Annotated in this window: 19 protein-coding genes; 15 read left to right on the top strand and 4 right to left on the bottom strand. The window is 63.7% G+C overall.

What is annotated here, in order from left to right:
* From rpsE to truA, 14 genes are all read left to right on the top strand, one after another.
* On the top strand, positions 1–681 hold the full coding sequence (gene rpsE / locus AC1DRO_RS05435; RefSeq protein ID WP_173403037.1) for a 30S ribosomal protein S5: 681 nt from the start codon (positions 1–3) through the stop codon (positions 679–681).
* Between the two features lie 3 nt (positions 682–684).
* Positions 685–891, top strand: a complete 207-nt coding sequence (rpmD, locus tag AC1DRO_RS05430) for a 50S ribosomal protein L30 (RefSeq protein ID WP_160664304.1) — start codon at positions 685–687, stop codon at positions 889–891.
* Positions 892–1,383: a 50S ribosomal protein L15 gene (gene rplO, locus AC1DRO_RS05425; protein ID WP_018773677.1), complete on the top strand. Its 492-nt coding sequence runs from the start codon at positions 892–894 to the stop codon at positions 1,381–1,383. It abuts the gene before it with no gap.
* A 187-nt stretch (positions 1,384–1,570) separates the two neighbouring features.
* Entirely contained in the window at positions 1,571–2,881 is a 1,311-nt protein-coding gene (gene secY, locus AC1DRO_RS05420) for a preprotein translocase subunit SecY (RefSeq protein ID WP_026266474.1), read from the top strand.
* 5 nt (positions 2,882–2,886) lie between these two features.
* The gene (locus AC1DRO_RS05415; protein WP_476950162.1) at positions 2,887–3,456 is read left to right on the top strand and encodes an adenylate kinase; all 570 of its coding nucleotides are present in this window, start codon (positions 2,887–2,889) and stop codon (positions 3,454–3,456) included.
* A gap of 246 nt (positions 3,457–3,702) precedes the next feature.
* Positions 3,703–4,530 carry a type I methionyl aminopeptidase gene (map, locus tag AC1DRO_RS05410; protein ID WP_243181086.1) on the top strand — a complete coding sequence of 276 codons (828 nt, stop codon included), beginning with the start codon at positions 3,703–3,705 and terminating at the stop codon, positions 4,528–4,530.
* A 119-nt stretch (positions 4,531–4,649) separates the two neighbouring features.
* Complete coding sequence (locus tag AC1DRO_RS05405) at positions 4,650–5,738, top strand: P1 family peptidase (protein WP_476950101.1); 1,089 nt, start codon at positions 4,650–4,652, stop codon at positions 5,736–5,738.
* A 188-nt stretch (positions 5,739–5,926) separates the two neighbouring features.
* The gene (infA, locus tag AC1DRO_RS05400) at positions 5,927–6,148 is read left to right on the top strand and encodes a translation initiation factor IF-1 (protein WP_009358723.1); all 222 of its coding nucleotides are present in this window, start codon (positions 5,927–5,929) and stop codon (positions 6,146–6,148) included.
* A 69-nt stretch (positions 6,149–6,217) separates the two neighbouring features.
* Entirely contained in the window at positions 6,218–6,331 is a 114-nt protein-coding gene (gene rpmJ / locus AC1DRO_RS05395; RefSeq protein WP_009358722.1) for a 50S ribosomal protein L36, read from the top strand.
* A 174-nt stretch (positions 6,332–6,505) separates the two neighbouring features.
* Positions 6,506–6,880 (top strand): 30S ribosomal protein S13, encoded by a 375-nt coding sequence (rpsM, locus tag AC1DRO_RS05390; RefSeq protein WP_028275004.1) that lies wholly within the window; start codon positions 6,506–6,508, stop codon positions 6,878–6,880.
* 100 nt (positions 6,881–6,980) lie between these two features.
* On the top strand, positions 6,981–7,382 hold the full coding sequence (rpsK, locus tag AC1DRO_RS05385; protein WP_018773682.1) for a 30S ribosomal protein S11: 402 nt from the start codon (positions 6,981–6,983) through the stop codon (positions 7,380–7,382).
* A gap of 133 nt (positions 7,383–7,515) precedes the next feature.
* A complete protein-coding gene (locus tag AC1DRO_RS05380) occupies positions 7,516–8,526 on the top strand; it encodes a DNA-directed RNA polymerase subunit alpha (RefSeq protein ID WP_018773683.1) in 1,011 nt (336 codons plus the stop codon).
* Positions 8,527–8,602: 76 nt separating this feature from the next.
* Entirely contained in the window at positions 8,603–9,166 is a 564-nt protein-coding gene (rplQ, locus tag AC1DRO_RS05375; protein WP_476950100.1) for a 50S ribosomal protein L17, read from the top strand.
* A gap of 30 nt (positions 9,167–9,196) precedes the next feature.
* Positions 9,197–10,087 (top strand): tRNA pseudouridine(38-40) synthase TruA, encoded by an 891-nt coding sequence (gene truA / locus AC1DRO_RS05370; RefSeq protein ID WP_476950099.1) that lies wholly within the window; start codon positions 9,197–9,199, stop codon positions 10,085–10,087.
* Positions 10,088–10,106: 19 nt separating this feature from the next.
* On the opposite strand, the gene AC1DRO_RS05365 is transcribed toward truA, so the two are convergent.
* The gene (locus tag AC1DRO_RS05365; RefSeq protein ID WP_476950161.1) at positions 10,107–11,330 is read right to left on the bottom strand and encodes a sensor histidine kinase; all 1,224 of its coding nucleotides are present in this window, start codon (positions 11,328–11,330) and stop codon (positions 10,107–10,109) included.
* Between the two features lie 309 nt (positions 11,331–11,639).
* Here AC1DRO_RS05365 and AC1DRO_RS05360 point away from each other — a divergent pair, with 309 nt between their 5' ends.
* Positions 11,640–12,410: a response regulator transcription factor gene (locus AC1DRO_RS05360; RefSeq protein WP_476950098.1), complete on the top strand. Its 771-nt coding sequence runs from the start codon at positions 11,640–11,642 to the stop codon at positions 12,408–12,410.
* Here the strand turns inward: AC1DRO_RS05360 and AC1DRO_RS05355 are convergent.
* From AC1DRO_RS05355 to AC1DRO_RS05345, 3 genes are all read right to left on the bottom strand, one after another.
* Positions 12,407–12,763 (bottom strand): Hpt domain-containing protein, encoded by a 357-nt coding sequence (locus tag AC1DRO_RS05355; RefSeq protein ID WP_476950097.1) that lies wholly within the window; start codon positions 12,761–12,763, stop codon positions 12,407–12,409. The genes AC1DRO_RS05360 and AC1DRO_RS05355 overlap by 4 nt on opposite strands.
* Positions 12,764–13,082: 319 nt before the next feature.
* A complete protein-coding gene (locus tag AC1DRO_RS05350; protein ID WP_476950096.1) occupies positions 13,083–13,967 on the bottom strand; it encodes a type II secretion system F family protein in 885 nt (294 codons plus the stop codon).
* A 7-nt stretch (positions 13,968–13,974) separates the two neighbouring features.
* On the bottom strand, positions 13,975–14,907 hold the full coding sequence (locus AC1DRO_RS05345) for a type II secretion system F family protein (protein WP_476950095.1): 933 nt from the start codon (positions 14,905–14,907) through the stop codon (positions 13,975–13,977).
* Position 14,908: the final 1 nt, after the last annotated feature.

The following is a 14,908-nucleotide window of genomic DNA, read 5'->3' as shown; positions in this document are numbered from 1 at the left end:
GTGACTGAAGCTGTAGCTGCTCCGGCAACTGAGACCGCTGCGCCTGCTACCACTGACGACCGCCGTGGTGGCGCTCGTCGTGGCGAGCGTGGCGACCGCGGCCAGGGCCGTGGCGACCGTGGCGGCCGTGGTGGCCGTGACGGCGGCCGCGAGGCCGAGAAGAGCCAGTTCGTAGAGCGCGTTGTAACCATCAACCGCGTTTCCAAGGTCGTCAAGGGTGGTCGTCGCTTCAGCTTCACCGCCCTCGTCGTCGTCGGTGACGGCAACGGCATGGTCGGCGTCGGCTACGGCAAGGCAAAGGAAGTTCCTGCCGCTATCGCGAAGGGCGTTGAAGAGGCCAAGAAGTCCTTCTTCCGCGTTCCCCGCATCGGCAGCACCATCCCGCACCGCGTTCAGGGTGAGGCCGCCGCAGGCGTCGTCATGCTGCGCCCGGCTTCCGCCGGTACCGGTGTTATCGCCGGTGGCCCGGTCCGTGCAGTACTGGAGTGCGTGGGCATCCACGACATCCTCTCCAAGTCGCTCGGTTCTTCCAACGCCATCAACATCGTTCACGCGACCGTTGACGCGCTGAAGCGCCTCGAAGAGCCGGCAGCAGTGGCAGCACGCCGCGGCCTCCCGCTCGACGAGATCGCCCCGCCGGCAATGGTCAAGGCGCTCCTGAACCAGAAGGCAGGTGTCTGAGTCATGGCTAAGAACGTGCTTGTCTCCGACGCACAGTTGGAGATCACTCAGATCAAGTCCGCCATTGGCGGCAAGCAGAACCAGCGCGACACCCTGCGGTCCCTCGGCCTGAAGCGGATCGGACACACCGTTGTCCGCACCGCCGACGCCGTGACCGTCGGGATGCTCAACACGGTTCCGCACCTGGTAAAGGTAGAGGAGGCGAAGTAAATGGCAGAGAAGAACACCGCCGAAAAGGCACAGGGCGCCGCTGAGAAGCAGAACGCACTGAAGGTTCACCACCTGCGTCCCGCCCCGGGTGCCAAGACCGCCAAGACCCGTGTTGGTCGTGGTGAAGGTTCCAAGGGTAAGACCGCTGGTCGCGGTACCAAGGGTACGAAGGCCCGCTACCAGATCAAGGCTGGCTTTGCCGGCGGCCAGCTGCCGCTGCACATGCGCCTGCCGAAGCTGCGCGGCTTCAAGAACCCGTTCCGGGTTGAGTACCAGGTGGTAAACCTGGACAAGCTCAACGAGCTGTTCCCGGAAGGTGGCGCTGTCACCGTGGAGAACCTGGTCGAAAAGGGTGCCGTTCGCAAGAACCAGCCCGTCAAGGTGCTGGGCACCGGCGACATCACCGTCAAGGTTGACGTCACCGTCCACGCATTCTCGGCCAGCGCTGCTGACAAGATTGCTGCAGCAGGCGGTAGCACCACCGCCCTCTAACGAGGCGGCGGGGCAGTTGCCCGTTGTTGAAACTCCCGGTACCAGGGGCTCAGGCCCCCGGTGCCGGGAGTTTTTTTCATTTTCCGGGCCCCGCCGATTGTTCGCGGGGCGCATCCACCCGTTAGACTCGGTTGTTGGGTTTATTTGACCTGTCTCACACGACTTTACTTATTACTCAGGAGGACGCTTGCTTAGCGCATTTGGCCGGGCCTTTCGCACGCCTGATCTGCGACGCAAGTTGTTGTTCACGCTGGGAATCATCACAATCTTCCGCTTGGGTGCCTTCATCCCCTCGCCTGGTGTGAGCTACCAGAATGTCCAGCAATGCTTGCAGAACGGTCAGACCTCGGGCGGGATCTACCAGCTCGTCAACCTGTTCAGCGGCGGTGCATTGCTGCAGGTGTCCATCTTTGCCCTCGGCATCATGCCGTACATCACCGCCAGCATCATCGTCCAGCTGCTCCGGGTGGTCATTCCCCGCTTCCAGCAGCTGTACGAGGAGGGCGCGTCCGGGCAGTCGAAACTGACCCAGTACACCCGTTACCTCACGATCGCACTCGGCCTGCTCAATGCCACGACACTGGTGTCGCTGGCACGCTCCGGCCAGCTGCTGCCTAACTGCCAGCTGCCCATCATCCCGGACAGCTCGATCGTCACCACGGTCCTGATCATCATCACGCTCACGGCCGGCACCGGCCTGATCATGTGGATGGGCGAGCTCGTGACGGAAAAAGGCGTCGGCAACGGCATGTCCCTGCTGATCTTCACGTCCATCGCCGCAGGCTTCCCCGGCTCGCTCGGTGCGATCTGGAAGGCCCAGGGTCCCGGCACGTTCTTCCTGGTCCTGATCATCGGCCTGCTCACCGTGGCGCTTGTGGTCTTCGTGGAGCAGTCCCAGCGCCGGATCCCGGTGCAGTACGCCAAGCGGATGATCGGCCGCCGCACGGTCGGCGGAACCAGCACCTACATCCCCATCAAGGTGAACATGGCCGGCGTCGTGCCCGTCATCTTCGCCTCGTCCATGCTCTACCTGCCGGGGCTGATCTCACAGTTCAACCAGCCCAAGGCCGGCGAGCCGGTACAGCCCTGGGTTGAGTGGATCAACAACAACCTCACCAAGGGCGACCACCCGATCTATATGGCACTGTATTTCGCCATGATTGTGTTTTTCACCTACTTCTATGTTGCGATTACTTTCAACCCCGAAGAGGTCTCGGACAACATGAAGAAGTACGGTGGCTTCATTCCGGGCATCCGCGCCGGCAAGCCGACCGCGGACTATCTTCAGTACGTCCTATCCCGGATCACCCTGCCCGGCGCCTTCTACCTCGGCTTCGTGGCATTGATCCCGCTGGTTGCACTGGTCCTGATCAACGCGAACCAGAACTTCCCGTTCGGCGGCACCTCGATCCTGATCATGGTGGGCGTCGGTCTGGAGACCGTGAAGCAGATTGATGCGCAACTACAGCAACGTCACTACGAAGGGCTTTTGCGATGACGAGAATGTTGATTATCGGACCTCCCGGGTCCGGCAAGGGAACGCAGGCGGAACGCATTTCAGAACGCCTCGGCGTCGTTGCGATCTCCACCGGAGACATCTTCCGCGCCAACGTCAAGGGTGAGACTCCGCTCGGCGTCGAAGCCAAGAAGTACATGGACGCCGGCGACTTCGTCCCGGACAGCGTCACCAACAAGATGGTGCGCGACCGCCTCAACGAGGACGACGTCGAGGCAGGCTTCCTGCTCGACGGGTACCCGCGCACCACCGCGCAGGTGGACTACCTCGAAGACATCCTCGCCGGCGCTGACCAGAAGCTCGACGTCGTGCTCCAGCTCACTGCTGACGACGAGGAGCTGGTTAACCGCCTCCTGGGCCGTGCCAAGGAAACTGGCCGCAGCGACGACAACGAAGGCGTTATCCGTCACCGGCTGGACCTGTACCACGAGCAGACCGAACCGGTGGTGGCCAAGTATGCCGAACGCGGCATCCTGACCCAGGTGGACGGCATCGGTGCCATCGACGAAGTCACCGAGCGCGTCATGGAAGCGATCAAGTCGGCCCAGGCCGCCTGATCCTCACCCCCTGATCCACGCATGCTCATTGCGGCTGACGCAGAACAGAGACGCAGTGCAGAAGGGCGCGTTCCGTACCATCGGGTACGGGACGCGCCCTTCGGCGTTGGGTGGCCCCGCAGCGGGCCCGTTCCGAACCGTTGAACCGGTACGGGAGAATAGAGCTTGAAGACTTGGGTTGATGACCCATGGTGGAGGCCCGGGATCCAGCCCGCCCGGACCGCGAGAGAAAATTTTGAGGTAGCGATGGCATTCGGCCAGGCACGCATTGAATACAAGACCAACGCCCAGATGCGCACGATGCACGAGGCCGGACTGGTCCTGAGCCGGGCACTGGATGCAGCGGTGGCCGCCGCGGCCCCCGGCGTCACCACTGCCCGGCTGGACGAAGTCTTCGCCGCCGTGCTCCAGGACGCCGGCGCCAAGTCCAACTTCCTCGGCTACCACGGGTTTCCGGCCACGATCTGCACCTCGGTGAACGAAGAGGTGGTGCACGGCATCCCCGGCGGCCGGGTTCTGGCGGACGGCGACATCATCTCGATCGACGGCGGCGCGATCGTGGACGGCTGGCACTCCGATTCGGCGCGGACCGTGGTTGTCGGCACCGCCGATCCCGAAGACGTTCGCCTCTCCGAGGTTACCGAGGAGGCCATGTGGCGTGGCATCGCAGCCCTGGCCACCGGGAAATTCGTGGGCGATATCGGCAACGCCGTGGACGACTACGTCTCCTCCGTGCCGGGCAAACCGCTGGGCATCCTGGAGGACTATGTAGGGCACGGAATCGGCTCCGAGATGCACATGGCTCCGGACGTGCTGAACTACCGCACCGGCCACCGCGGGCCGAAGATCCGCCCGGGGCTGTGCCTCGCAATCGAGCCCATGCTGGTCCGGGGCAGCATCGAGACCGCAATCCTGGACGACGACTGGACCGTCGTCACCACGGATGGCAAGCGCTCCTGCCAGTGGGAGCACTCGGTCGCTGTGCACGAGAAGGGGATCTGGGTCCTCTCGGCACCTGATGGGGGAGCGGCGAAACTGGCGCCGCTCGGTGTGGTGCCCGTCCCGATTCCCTAGGCCCGAACTACAAGGCGACTCGCGAGTTTTCTGGCGACGCGCAAAATCCCTGGCGACGGAAGACTCATAGCGCCAGGGATTTTGCGTGTCGCGGGTCAGCGGGGGCGCACAATGGAGCCATGGGAGCAACGGGAGCCATCACAGACGTGGCCGGGATCCGGGTGGGGCAAGTCCAGAAGTCCGGCGACGGCTGGCTGAGCGGAGTGACTGTGGTTCTCCCGCCGCCGGGCACCGTCGGCTCGGTCGACGTCCGGGGCGGCGGGCCCGCGACGCATGAGACGGACTCACTGGATCCCACCACGCTGTCCCAGACCGTGGACGCCGTGGTCCTGACCGGGGGCAGCGCCTTTGGCCTCGCAGCCGCGGGCGGCGCCATGCGCTGGTGCGAGGAGAACGGCCGAGGCTTCCCGGTCCCCGGCGGGCTTGTTCCGATCGTGCCGGCGGCCGCGATCTTCGACCTGGGCCGCGGCGGCGATTTCTCCGCCCGCCCCGGAGAGGCGATGGGCTACGCGGCGACGGCCGCCGCCGCCGGGCAGCCGGAAGGGCACGACGTCGAACGCGGCAACGTCGGCGCCGGCACAGGAGCGGCAATCGGCCGGGGACAGTACAAAGGGGGAGTGGGCACAGCCTCCCTCACCCTAAACAACATCTCCAAAGACGGGCCGGTGGTGGTAGGAGCCATAGCGGTAGTCAATGCGCTGGGGCTACCTTTTGGCTCATCGCCGCAACAGGGGGAACCCGGCAGCGTGCGTCTAAGCGGGGGCCACGCCGGCGGGGTTCCCTCACCGAGCTTGCGAGGCGAGGGGGCCGGTGGGGAGGAACGAGCGAGCACGCAGAGGGTTTCGCCTGTTGTGGAGAAAGCCGCGCAGGTCCCCGAGCCGGCGCCGCCGCTCAACACCACGCTCGTCGTCGTCGCCACCGACGCCGTCCTGGACAAGGCGGACTGCAAACGCACCGCCTCCGCGGCCCATGCCGGCCTGGCCCGGGCTTTGAATCCAAGCCACACCCTCGCCGACGGCGATACCGTGTTCGCCCTGGCGACGGGCGCCGTCGCGCTTGACCGAAGCACCCCGGCGGCCCGGCAGATCAGCCTCATTACCCTGCAGAGCGCGGCCGCCGACGTCGTCCGGCTGGCCATCCTCGACGGGATCTCGCGGGCAGAGGCAGTGACGACGGCGGCCGGGACGCTAGGTGCGTACGGACGCTGAGTGCGCTACGATGGGCGGATTTAACTTTGGATTTAACAATCGGGCCGCGATGGCGTAGTGTTGTCTGTTGGTTGTCTGCCCCGTTGTGCCCTTTTGGGGTCGGGTGGCACCAGCCAATCAATCAAAAACGTCCGCGGTCATGACCGGTGCAAACCGGGAGGCTGCGGCAACAACAGTTAGCGGAGGGTATGGCCAAGAAGGACGGGGTCATTGAGATCGAGGGCGTTGTGACCGAGGCGCTGCCCAACGCGATGTTTCGTGTTGAGCTCACCAACAAGCACATCGTTCTGGCACACATCTCTGGAAAGATGCGCCAGCACTACATCAGGATCCTCCCCGAGGACCGCGTAGTGGTGGAGCTGAGCCCTTACGACCTGACACGTGGTCGTATCGTCTACCGCTACAAGTAAACACTGGGCGGCCAGGGCGACAGCCGAGGGCCGGTCCAGCTGACCAACTGCAACACGCAAAGGAACGCCATGAAGGTCAAGCCGAGCGTCAAGCAGATCTGCGAAAAGTGCAAAGTGATCCGCCGTAATGGCCGGGTCATGGTGATCTGCGAGAACCCGCGCCACAAGCAGCGCCAGGGCTAATTTCCTTCACAGGAAATCCTGGGTTGCTAACCCACGCAAGTAAATAAAGGCAGCACAAGCTGAACTGGGACGTATTGAGCCCGGACAGCTAACCCCCGGTCGGAGGCTGGGGCCGCACTGTAAGTGCGGGTGTACTGCCTACGACCTCCGGTTTATACAAGGAGTACTGCCAATATGGCTCGTCTCGCTGGCGTAGACATTCCCCGCGAAAAGCGGTTGGAAATTGCGCTTACTTACATCTACGGCGTGGGCAAGACCCGTGCACACGAAACCCTGGCTGCTACCGGCATCAGTGCAGACGTTCGGGTCAAGGACCTGACCGACGCACAGCTGGTTGAGCTGCGTGACTACATTGAAGGCAACTACAAGGTTGAGGGTGACCTTCGCCGCGAAGTGGCCGCTGATATCCGCCGCAAGGTTGAAATCGGCAGCTACGAAGGTATTCGCCACCGCAAGGGCCTGCCCGTACGCGGTCAGCGTACGAAGACGAACGCGCGTACCCGCAAGGGTCCGAAGCGCACCGTCGCAGGCAAGAAGAAGGCCCGCTAAACCCCAGTTGCCCCCTAGGATCGCTTACGCGATTTCTGGGAACCCGGCAAGTGTGGGCCAAGCGTAGGCTTTCCCCCAATAACTTTCTGTAGGAGAAAAAATGCCCCCGAAGACTCGTGGCGCGGTTCGCAAGCCGCGTAAGAAGGACAAGAAGAATATCGCGCTGGGCCAGGCGCACATCAAGAGCACCTTTAACAACACCATCGTGTCCATCACGGACCCGAACGGTGCTGTCATCTCCTGGGCTTCGTCCGGTGAGGTTGGCTTCAAGGGCTCGCGTAAGTCCACCCCGTTCGCTGCCCAGATGGCCGCCGAAGCCGCCGCAAAGCGTGCACAGGAGCACGGCATGCGCAAGGTTGACGTGTTCGTCAAGGGACCGGGTTCCGGACGCGAAACCGCCATCCGCTCGCTGCAGGCCGCTGGCCTCGAGGTTGGCTCCATCCAGGACGTCACCCCCAGCGCCCACAACGGCTGCCGTCCGCCGAAGCGCCGCCGCGTCTAAGGCTTTCCAGCGCCCAGGAGCTTGCCCGGACCCTCACCGGTCCGGGCAGGCCCGGCCGCGTTAAGTCTTCAGACCGATCTTTCCACCACCTGTGTTGCGTCATATAGCGGATGCTCGCCGAAAGGAAACCTAAGTGCTCATTGCACAGCGCCCCACCCTCTCCGAAGAGGTCGTCTCCGAAAACCGCTCACGGTTCATCATCGAACCGCTGGAGCCGGGCTTTGGTTACACCCTCGGAAACTCCCTCCGCCGTACCCTGCTCTCCTCCATCCCCGGTGCCTCTGTAACGAGCATCCGGATCGATGGCGTGCTGCACGAGTTCACCACGGTTCCGGGTGTCAAGGAAGATGTCACCGAGATCATCCTGAACATCAAGAACCTGTCGGTTTCCTCCGAGCACGACGAGCCGGTTGTTGCTTACCTGCGCAAGCAGGGACCGGGAGTCGTCACCGCCGCGGACATCGCTCCGCCGGCCGGCGTCGAATTCCACAACCCGGATCTGCACATTGCCACGCTGAACTCGAAGGGCAAGTTCGAACTCGAACTGACCATCGAGCGCGGTCGCGGCTACGTTTCGGCAGCTCAGAACAAGTCCGGCGACTCCGAGATCGGCCGCATCCCGGTCGACTCGATCTACTCGCCGGTCCTGAAGGTTACTTTCCGCGTGGAAGCTACCCGTGTTGAGCAGCGCACTGACTTCGACAAGCTCATTGTCGACGTCGAGACCAAGCAGGCAATCGCCCCGCGCGACGCCGTTGCTTCGGCAGGTACCACCCTGGTGGAACTGTTCGGTCTGGCCCGCGAGCTGAACACCGCAGCTGAAGGTATCGAGATCGGTCCGTCGCCGACGGACGCTGCCCTGGCAGCCGACATGGCACTGCCGATCGAGGATCTGGACCTGACGGTCCGTTCCTACAACTGCCTCAAGCGTGAGGGCATCCACACCGTGGGTGAACTCGTTGCCCGCTCCGAGGCTGACCTCATGGACATCCGCAACTTCGGCGCGAAGTCCATCGATGAGGTCAAGGCCAAGCTGGTCGAACTGGGCCTGTCCCTCAAGGACTCCCCTCCCGGTTTCGATCTCGCAGCACGTGCCGCAGCCATCGAAGAGGACGACGCCGCGTTCAGCGACGACGAGCTCTAACCAACAGATCTTGGCCGGCTGGCTGGATGCACCCTGGTGTGCGCAGCCCAACGGCTTCCAATGAGGAGAAACTATAATGCCTACCCCCGCTAAGGGTCCGCGCCTCGGAGGCGGAGCGGCTCACGAGCGTCTTATGCTCGCGAACCTGTCCGCCGCACTTTTCGAGCACAAGCGGATCACCACCACGGTGACCAAGGCCAAGCGCCTGAAGCCGTACGCCGAGCGCCTGGTGACTTTCGCCAAGCGTGGCGACCTCGCGTCCCGCCGTCGTGTACTCGGCCTGATCAGCAACAAGGGCGTCGTCCACGAGCTGTTCACCGACATTGCACAGGCAGTGGAAAACCGCGATGGCGGCTACACCCGCATCACCAAGATCGGCAACCGCAAGGGCGACAACGCTCCCATGGCTGTCATCGAACTGGTTCTCGAGCCGGTTTCCGCAAAGCAGGCCGTGGTAGCAGAGGCTACTTCTGCTGCCAAGCGCGACGCTGACAAGAAGGACGCCGAAAAGGCCGAAGCAGCTCCGGTTGCCGAGACCGAAGAGGCTCCCGAGGCTGAGGTCGCTGAGACCGAAGCCGCTACCGAAGAGGCTCCGGCCGCTGAGGAAGCAGCCGCTGAGTCCGAGAAGGACGCGAAGTAATTCGCTAAGTCTTTCTATAGACTTAAGTCTATGAACGAGCTCAAACCCGCTGCCCCCGTCTTGGGGGGCGGCGGGTTTTTGCGTATCCGGCTGGATGTGGCGTACGACGGCGGCCCGTTCAGCGGGTGGGCCGTGCAGCCGGGACTGCGCACCGTCCAGGGCGTCCTGGAGGAGGCCCTCGCGCTGCTGATCCGCCGCCCCGTCCGGGTCACGGTTGCCGGGCGCACCGACGCCGGGGTGCACGCCCGCGGCCAGGTGGTCCACCTGGACCTCAGCGAGGCGGAGTGGCTGGGCCTGAACCGGGGCGCCGAACTGGATCCCGCCCTCGCCCTGCTCCGCCGCATCCGCGGTGCCTTGAGCCGTGGCCTGGGCGACCTCAGCGGCGCCATCGAGGTGCACCGAGTGAGCGTGGCACCCGTTGGCTTCGATGCCCGGTTCTCCGCCCTCTGGCGCCGCTATTCCTACCGGATCGCGGACGGCCCCGCGCTGTGGGACCCACTGGGACGCGCCTCGACCCTGTGGCACAAGGTTCCGCTGGACGTCGGTCTCCTCAACGAGGGCGCCGCGCCGCTGCTGGGCCTGCAGGACTTCCGCTCGTACTGCAAGCCCCGCGAGGGGGCCACGACCATCCGTGAACTGCAGCGCTTCGAATTCGCGCGCGGCACCGACGGCGTCATTGTCGTCACCGTTCAGGCTGACGCGTTCTGCCACAACATGGTCCGCTCCCTGGTGGGCTCGGCGTTGTACGTGGGGGAGGGCGAAGAGGCCCCGGAATGGCTCTACGAGCGGCTCCTCGCCCGGCAGCGCGACGCCCGCTCCGTGCTCGCAGCCCCGCACCCGCTGGTGCTCGAGGAAGTGGCCTACCCGACAGAGAGCGGCATGCTGGCCCGGGCCGAACTGACGCGGGCACTGCGGGCCTAAATCCAGACCTGGAACGCGGCTATGGGAACGCCGGCTGCGAGTAAGCCGGCGCGGTGCCTTTCGCAGGGAGCTCCAGCGTGAAGGTGCTTCCGGATCCGAGGAGGGTGTTGCAGGAAATGGAGCCGCCATGGCGCTCCACGATCGCCTTCGTGATCGACAACCCGAGCCCGGCCCCGGGGATGGAACCGTCCCGCACCGCAGGGCTTCGGAAGAACCGTGTGAAGACTCGTTCTGCGTCGGCGGCTGTCATCCCCAATCCGTCATCTTCCACGTGCAGCAGCACCCGGTCTCCCTCGGTGCTGGCGGAGACGCGCACATTGCCGCCATTGGGGGAATATTTGATGGCGTTGGAAATGAGGTTATCCAGCGCCTGGCTGATCCGGAGCGGGTCTACGTGCGCCCATAGCGGCGCCGGCACCTCCATCGAGAGCGTGACCTGGGAAGCCTGGGCGTGTGCGTGAGCCGAACCCAGGCTCGCCTCCACGAGGCTCGCCAGGTCGGTCCGCAGGGGATGGACATGGACAGCCGAGTTGGCGGACATCAGCAGATCCGAGACAAGGGCGAGGAGTCGTTCGGCGTTTCGTTGCGCAACCTCGAGGCGGCGGAGGGCCTGAGCGGACAAATGTTCCGAGTCGCTGAGGGCTAGATCCAAATTGCCGATAATCGATGTCAAGGGGGTCCGGAACTCGTGGGAGACGGTGGAAAGCACGTCGTCCTTGGCCGCCAGGGCATCGATCAGGCCGGACACTTCGTCATTGAGCAGTCGTTCGCGTTCGCAGCCGGCGTGGAGTTGGGTTGCCAGGCGCCCAGTCAACTGTTGCCGCGTAACCCGCAGGGCGATGGCCACTGCCAATGTGATGAATGGCAGGAGAACGGCGGCCGCGATTCGGTCCGGGGTTGAGCCGCCGTTGAGCAACCACGGCAGGCCGGTCAGCAGGGGCCCGAAGAAGCTGATCGAGACGATGGCCGGACCGGACAAACGGGAGGCCGTGACCCAGAGGACCGGAAGGACGGCCAAGATGCCGAGATCGGGCAGGCCCTCGACGCTGCCACTGCGGACGAGGCAGATCGCGGCTAAGTCGAGCACGGGGATGGCGAGCGGAGCATAGGGCCCGAACCGATGCCAGGGCACCAGAAGGCAGGCCAGGAGGAGGGCCAGAAGGAGCGCAAAGGCAGCCCGGCACAGGCCAGTCTCGAAGAGGCCGGGCCAGCCCCCGGGCGCTGCAAGCGCCACAGCCGTCATCGCCAGTGTGAGCGGAAGCTGGCATAGGGCAACCTGCACACGCGGCGGGAAAGCCGCAAAGTAACCTGCCGGGTTCCGGACCAGGTGCTGTTTACTCAATGAAGCCGCGCCCCTTCCTCGCTACTCTTTATTTAACAGCATTCGTCACGTTAACTTGACAAGTTACGAAAATATATTGCCGCGACTGTGCCTAAACGGTCGTTGGCGCTATAGCGTAGGTACTCTAGCAATGCTGGCGAATCATGATTGCACAGCAGTAGCGACGCGGCCGCTATGGGGGTAGGTGGCGCATCAGATGTGAGGGGGACCATGACTGACTTGGGAGTCGCCGTAGTTGTGGAGGACGATGACGATGTGCGTCATCTCGTGGAAGCGGTATTGAGCCAGGCGGGATTTGACGTCCACGGCGCAGCGAGCGGTCGCGAGGGGGTCGAGGTCGTGCGGAATCAGAAGGCCAACGTTGTCACCTTGGACGTTGGCCTCAACGATATTGACGGCTTTGAAGTGCTACGCCGAATTCGACAGTTCAGCGATGCCTACGTGGTCATGCTGACGGCGAGGACGGACGAGTTGGACACTCTGACCGCGCTGCATACCGGTGCCGATGATTTCATGACCAAACCGTTCCGGCCGCGCGAGCTCCGAGCCCGGATAGCTGCGATGATGCGCCGGCCTCGGCAGGACGGCCCGGAGGCCAAGCCCGCGGACCCGGAAACGGTTCCGTCGAAGGCACTTGACCTGACCCACGATTCGGAATTACGGCACAACGGCCTGATACTGAACCCGCACACCCGTTCGGTCACCGTGGATGGCATTCCTGCCAGCCTCACGCGCAGTGAGTTCGATCTCCTGCATGCCCTGTTGAAAGGGGCAGGTGCCGTCCGGTCGAAGACTGATCTGGTGCGGGTAGTGCGGGGTCAGCACTACAGCGCGGACGCCTATATCAGTGAGTCCGATGAGCGTGCCGTCGAAGTACACATCGGCAACCTGCGTCGCAAGCTGCGGGAGGATCCGCTGCAACCCCGCTGGCTCCAGACTGTCCGTGGCGTTGGGTACCGCCTCACGCCGGCCGCGGACTAGCTATCCCCGAGGTTGTGCCTGAGCTGCAGTTCGTCCACGGTGTGGTTTCCACTCTCCGCGACTTCCCGCAGGAGCAACCGCGCGAGGTGTGCGTCGTGGGTGCGAATGGCGTCCTCAAGCTCTCTGGCTAGCTCGGCCAGACGGACGCCGCCGACCATCGCAGAAGACGTCTTCAAGCTCAGGATTGCGTCCAGTGCTGCGGTCTCGTCACCGCTATCAAGGGACGTCGCCAGGGATTGATAGCGCTGGTCCCACATCCTTGCATAGTCCCTCGCGAATCCTTTGGCCACGGCAGGGCTGTCCAGCTGTGATTCGAGTTCCTTGAGGGCGGACGGGTCCACGATCGGGCTCACAACTTGTACGGTCGCCGTTGGGGCCGCGCCGGAACCAGGCGTGGTGCTGTCGGCGGAGGAACCGGTATTTGAATCGCCGTCGTCTGGCGTACCTTGGAAAGACATGTGCCCACGCTACTTGCTGCGCCTGCGCCGTGTTTCCAACTCCGGTGTTTCCTGTGGCAAAATTGTGGCTTTTCGGGTGCACTCCCGGGTTCTTGACTGCGGCTCGGACTCCTCCAGCGCCTGTCACACCGGGTGATCCTTCGGAAGCCTTTCGCTATCCCGATGGCTTCCTGAGGTTTGCGGTGAAGCTACTCTCCGCCGGAGGTCCGGGATGCTACTGGCCGCTGAAAGTCTCGATCGTGTTGATGACAGCAGGACCCAGGATGGCAATGAACAGAACCGGAAAAATGAAGAAGAGGAGCGGAAACAGGATCATCACCGGAAGCTTCATGGCCTTCTCTTCCGCCCTCTGCCGACGCTTGACGCGCATCACCTTGGCCTGGACGCGCAGCACGCGGCTAATGGCGATGCCGTAGGTATCCGCCTGAACCACTGCCTGGACGAAGCTCCGAAGTTCGGGGATATTGGTGCGTTCTGCGAGGGCAAGGTAGGATTCGCGGCGGCTGCGTCCCACCTGCATGTCCTGCAGGGTACGGACCAGCTCCTCCGCCAGCGGGCCTTTGCCGTTCTCGCCGGCCCGGGCCATGGCGCCCTCGAAGCCGAGGCCGGCTTCAACAGAGATCAGCATCTGGTCCAGGGTGTTGGCGAGCTCCAGCTGCATGGCCTTCTGCCGTTCCTGCCCCTTGCTGTAGAGCATCAGGTCCGGGATGAAATATCCCAGGACCACTACGAAGATCCCGACCAGCTTGATGATCGGCGTCGGCCCTATGGAACTGAGAAACAGTCCGAGCAGTCCGCCCAGGAGCCCCAAGGCGGGTTTGGCAGCAAGCAGCCGGCCCAAGGGCAGGTTTGCCGGGCGGCCGGCAAGAGACAGCAGGTGGTCGAGTTTGAACACGTAGGCGGCTGGCGTGAGGCGGTAGCCGATCTTCTCGATGAAGCCTGTACTGGCCTTCTTGTCTTCCTCCGCACGGTGGTTTCCCCTGGCGAGGATTTCCCGGGCCGCGGTCTGCCCCTTCCTGTCGGCGGACAGAAGGGTCCACGCCAGGTAGCTGAGCGGCAGGCAGATCAGGAGAAGGGCGAGAACAATCACGGGATCCATGGTCGGCTCAGAACTTTAGGTCGATAATCTTGCGCATCCAGAGACCGCCAATGGTCATCAAGATGACGGAAGCCACAACCATGATGCCGCCAAGGAGGGTAGTGAACATCTTGTCCATGTACCCGGGGCTGACCAGCATCAGCATGGCCACAATTCCGAGGGGGAGGGCCATCAGGATGTAGGCAGAGAACTTGCCCTCCGCGGCCAGGGACTTGATGTGGCCCTTGATTTCACTGCGTTCGCGGATGGTTTCATTCACCTGATCCATCACCTCGGCCAGGTTGCCGCCCACTTCGCGGTTGATCTGGATGGCCTGGGAGATCCACACGAAGTCCTCGTTCTTCATCCGGTCCGCCGTGTCGTTGAGGGAGGTCAGTAGGTCCCTCCCCAGGCTAGTTTCCGAGATGACCCGGCGCATCTCCTCGGAGGTGGGGGCCTGGGATTCATTGGCGGCGGCGTCAATGGCGCGAAGAATACTGTGCCCGGCGCGGAGGCTGCCAGAGAGCAGCTGCAAAGTATCGCCCAGCTGGGCATCGAATTTGGCGCGCCTCTTCCCCGCCAGGAAACCCAGGACAAGGTGCCCCAGGAAAGGCGCCGCAAGCATCAGAAGTATCGCCAAGAGGGGGCCGGCCACTACGACCCCCACGAGTCCGCCCACGAAGGAGCCGATGATTACCAGGAACAGGAAATCTGCCTGGCTCAGGCGCAGGCCGGCGTTCTCGAGGGCTTCCCGGTTGAAGAACCGGACGTTCCGTTTTGCCAGGAAGTGCTCGATCACCTCGACGGCGGAACCCGCGAATCGGGTCAGCTGCGAGTCTGATTCTGTCCGGTAGGGCCGACGGCGATCCAGCGGCACGGTGGGGGTGCGGGGGATGAGTACTGTCGCTCCGGCCAAGACGGCTGCCGCGACCAAGAGTATCACGCTGATAATCAGGACCATG

It is taken from the genome of Arthrobacter sp. P4_F11 (genome assembly GCF_056401395.1).
The sequence above is the reverse complement of the archived record's forward strand: the minus strand, read 5'-3'. Positions and strand labels throughout refer to the sequence as shown.

Coding starts and splice junctions, on each gene's coding strand:
- rpmD (WP_160664304.1), top strand. CDS start 685: ATGGCTAAGAACGTGCTTGTCTCCGACGCACAGTTGGAGATCACTCAG.
- rplO (WP_018773677.1), top strand. CDS start 892: ATGGCAGAGAAGAACACCGCCGAAAAGGCACAGGGCGCCGCTGAGAAG.
- AC1DRO_RS05415 (WP_476950162.1), top strand. CDS start 2,887: ATGTTGATTATCGGACCTCCCGGGTCCGGCAAGGGAACGCAGGCGGAA.
- map (WP_243181086.1), top strand. CDS start 3,703: ATGGCATTCGGCCAGGCACGCATTGAATACAAGACCAACGCCCAGATG.
- AC1DRO_RS05405 (WP_476950101.1), top strand. CDS start 4,650: ATGGGAGCAACGGGAGCCATCACAGACGTGGCCGGGATCCGGGTGGGG.
- infA (WP_009358723.1), top strand. CDS start 5,927: ATGGCCAAGAAGGACGGGGTCATTGAGATCGAGGGCGTTGTGACCGAG.
- rpmJ (WP_009358722.1), top strand. CDS start 6,218: ATGAAGGTCAAGCCGAGCGTCAAGCAGATCTGCGAAAAGTGCAAAGTG.
- rpsM (WP_028275004.1), top strand. CDS start 6,506: ATGGCTCGTCTCGCTGGCGTAGACATTCCCCGCGAAAAGCGGTTGGAA.
- rpsK (WP_018773682.1), top strand. CDS start 6,981: ATGCCCCCGAAGACTCGTGGCGCGGTTCGCAAGCCGCGTAAGAAGGAC.
- rplQ (WP_476950100.1), top strand. CDS start 8,603: ATGCCTACCCCCGCTAAGGGTCCGCGCCTCGGAGGCGGAGCGGCTCAC.
- truA (WP_476950099.1), top strand. CDS start 9,197: ATGAACGAGCTCAAACCCGCTGCCCCCGTCTTGGGGGGCGGCGGGTTT.
- AC1DRO_RS05365 (WP_476950161.1), bottom strand. CDS start 11,330: ATGACGGCTGTGGCGCTTGCAGCGCCCGGGGGCTGGCCCGGCCTCTTC.
- AC1DRO_RS05360 (WP_476950098.1), top strand. CDS start 11,640: ATGACTGACTTGGGAGTCGCCGTAGTTGTGGAGGACGATGACGATGTG.
- AC1DRO_RS05350 (WP_476950096.1), bottom strand. CDS start 13,967: ATGGATCCCGTGATTGTTCTCGCCCTTCTCCTGATCTGCCTGCCGCTC.
- AC1DRO_RS05345 (WP_476950095.1), bottom strand. CDS start 14,907: ATGGTCCTGATTATCAGCGTGATACTCTTGGTCGCGGCAGCCGTCTTG.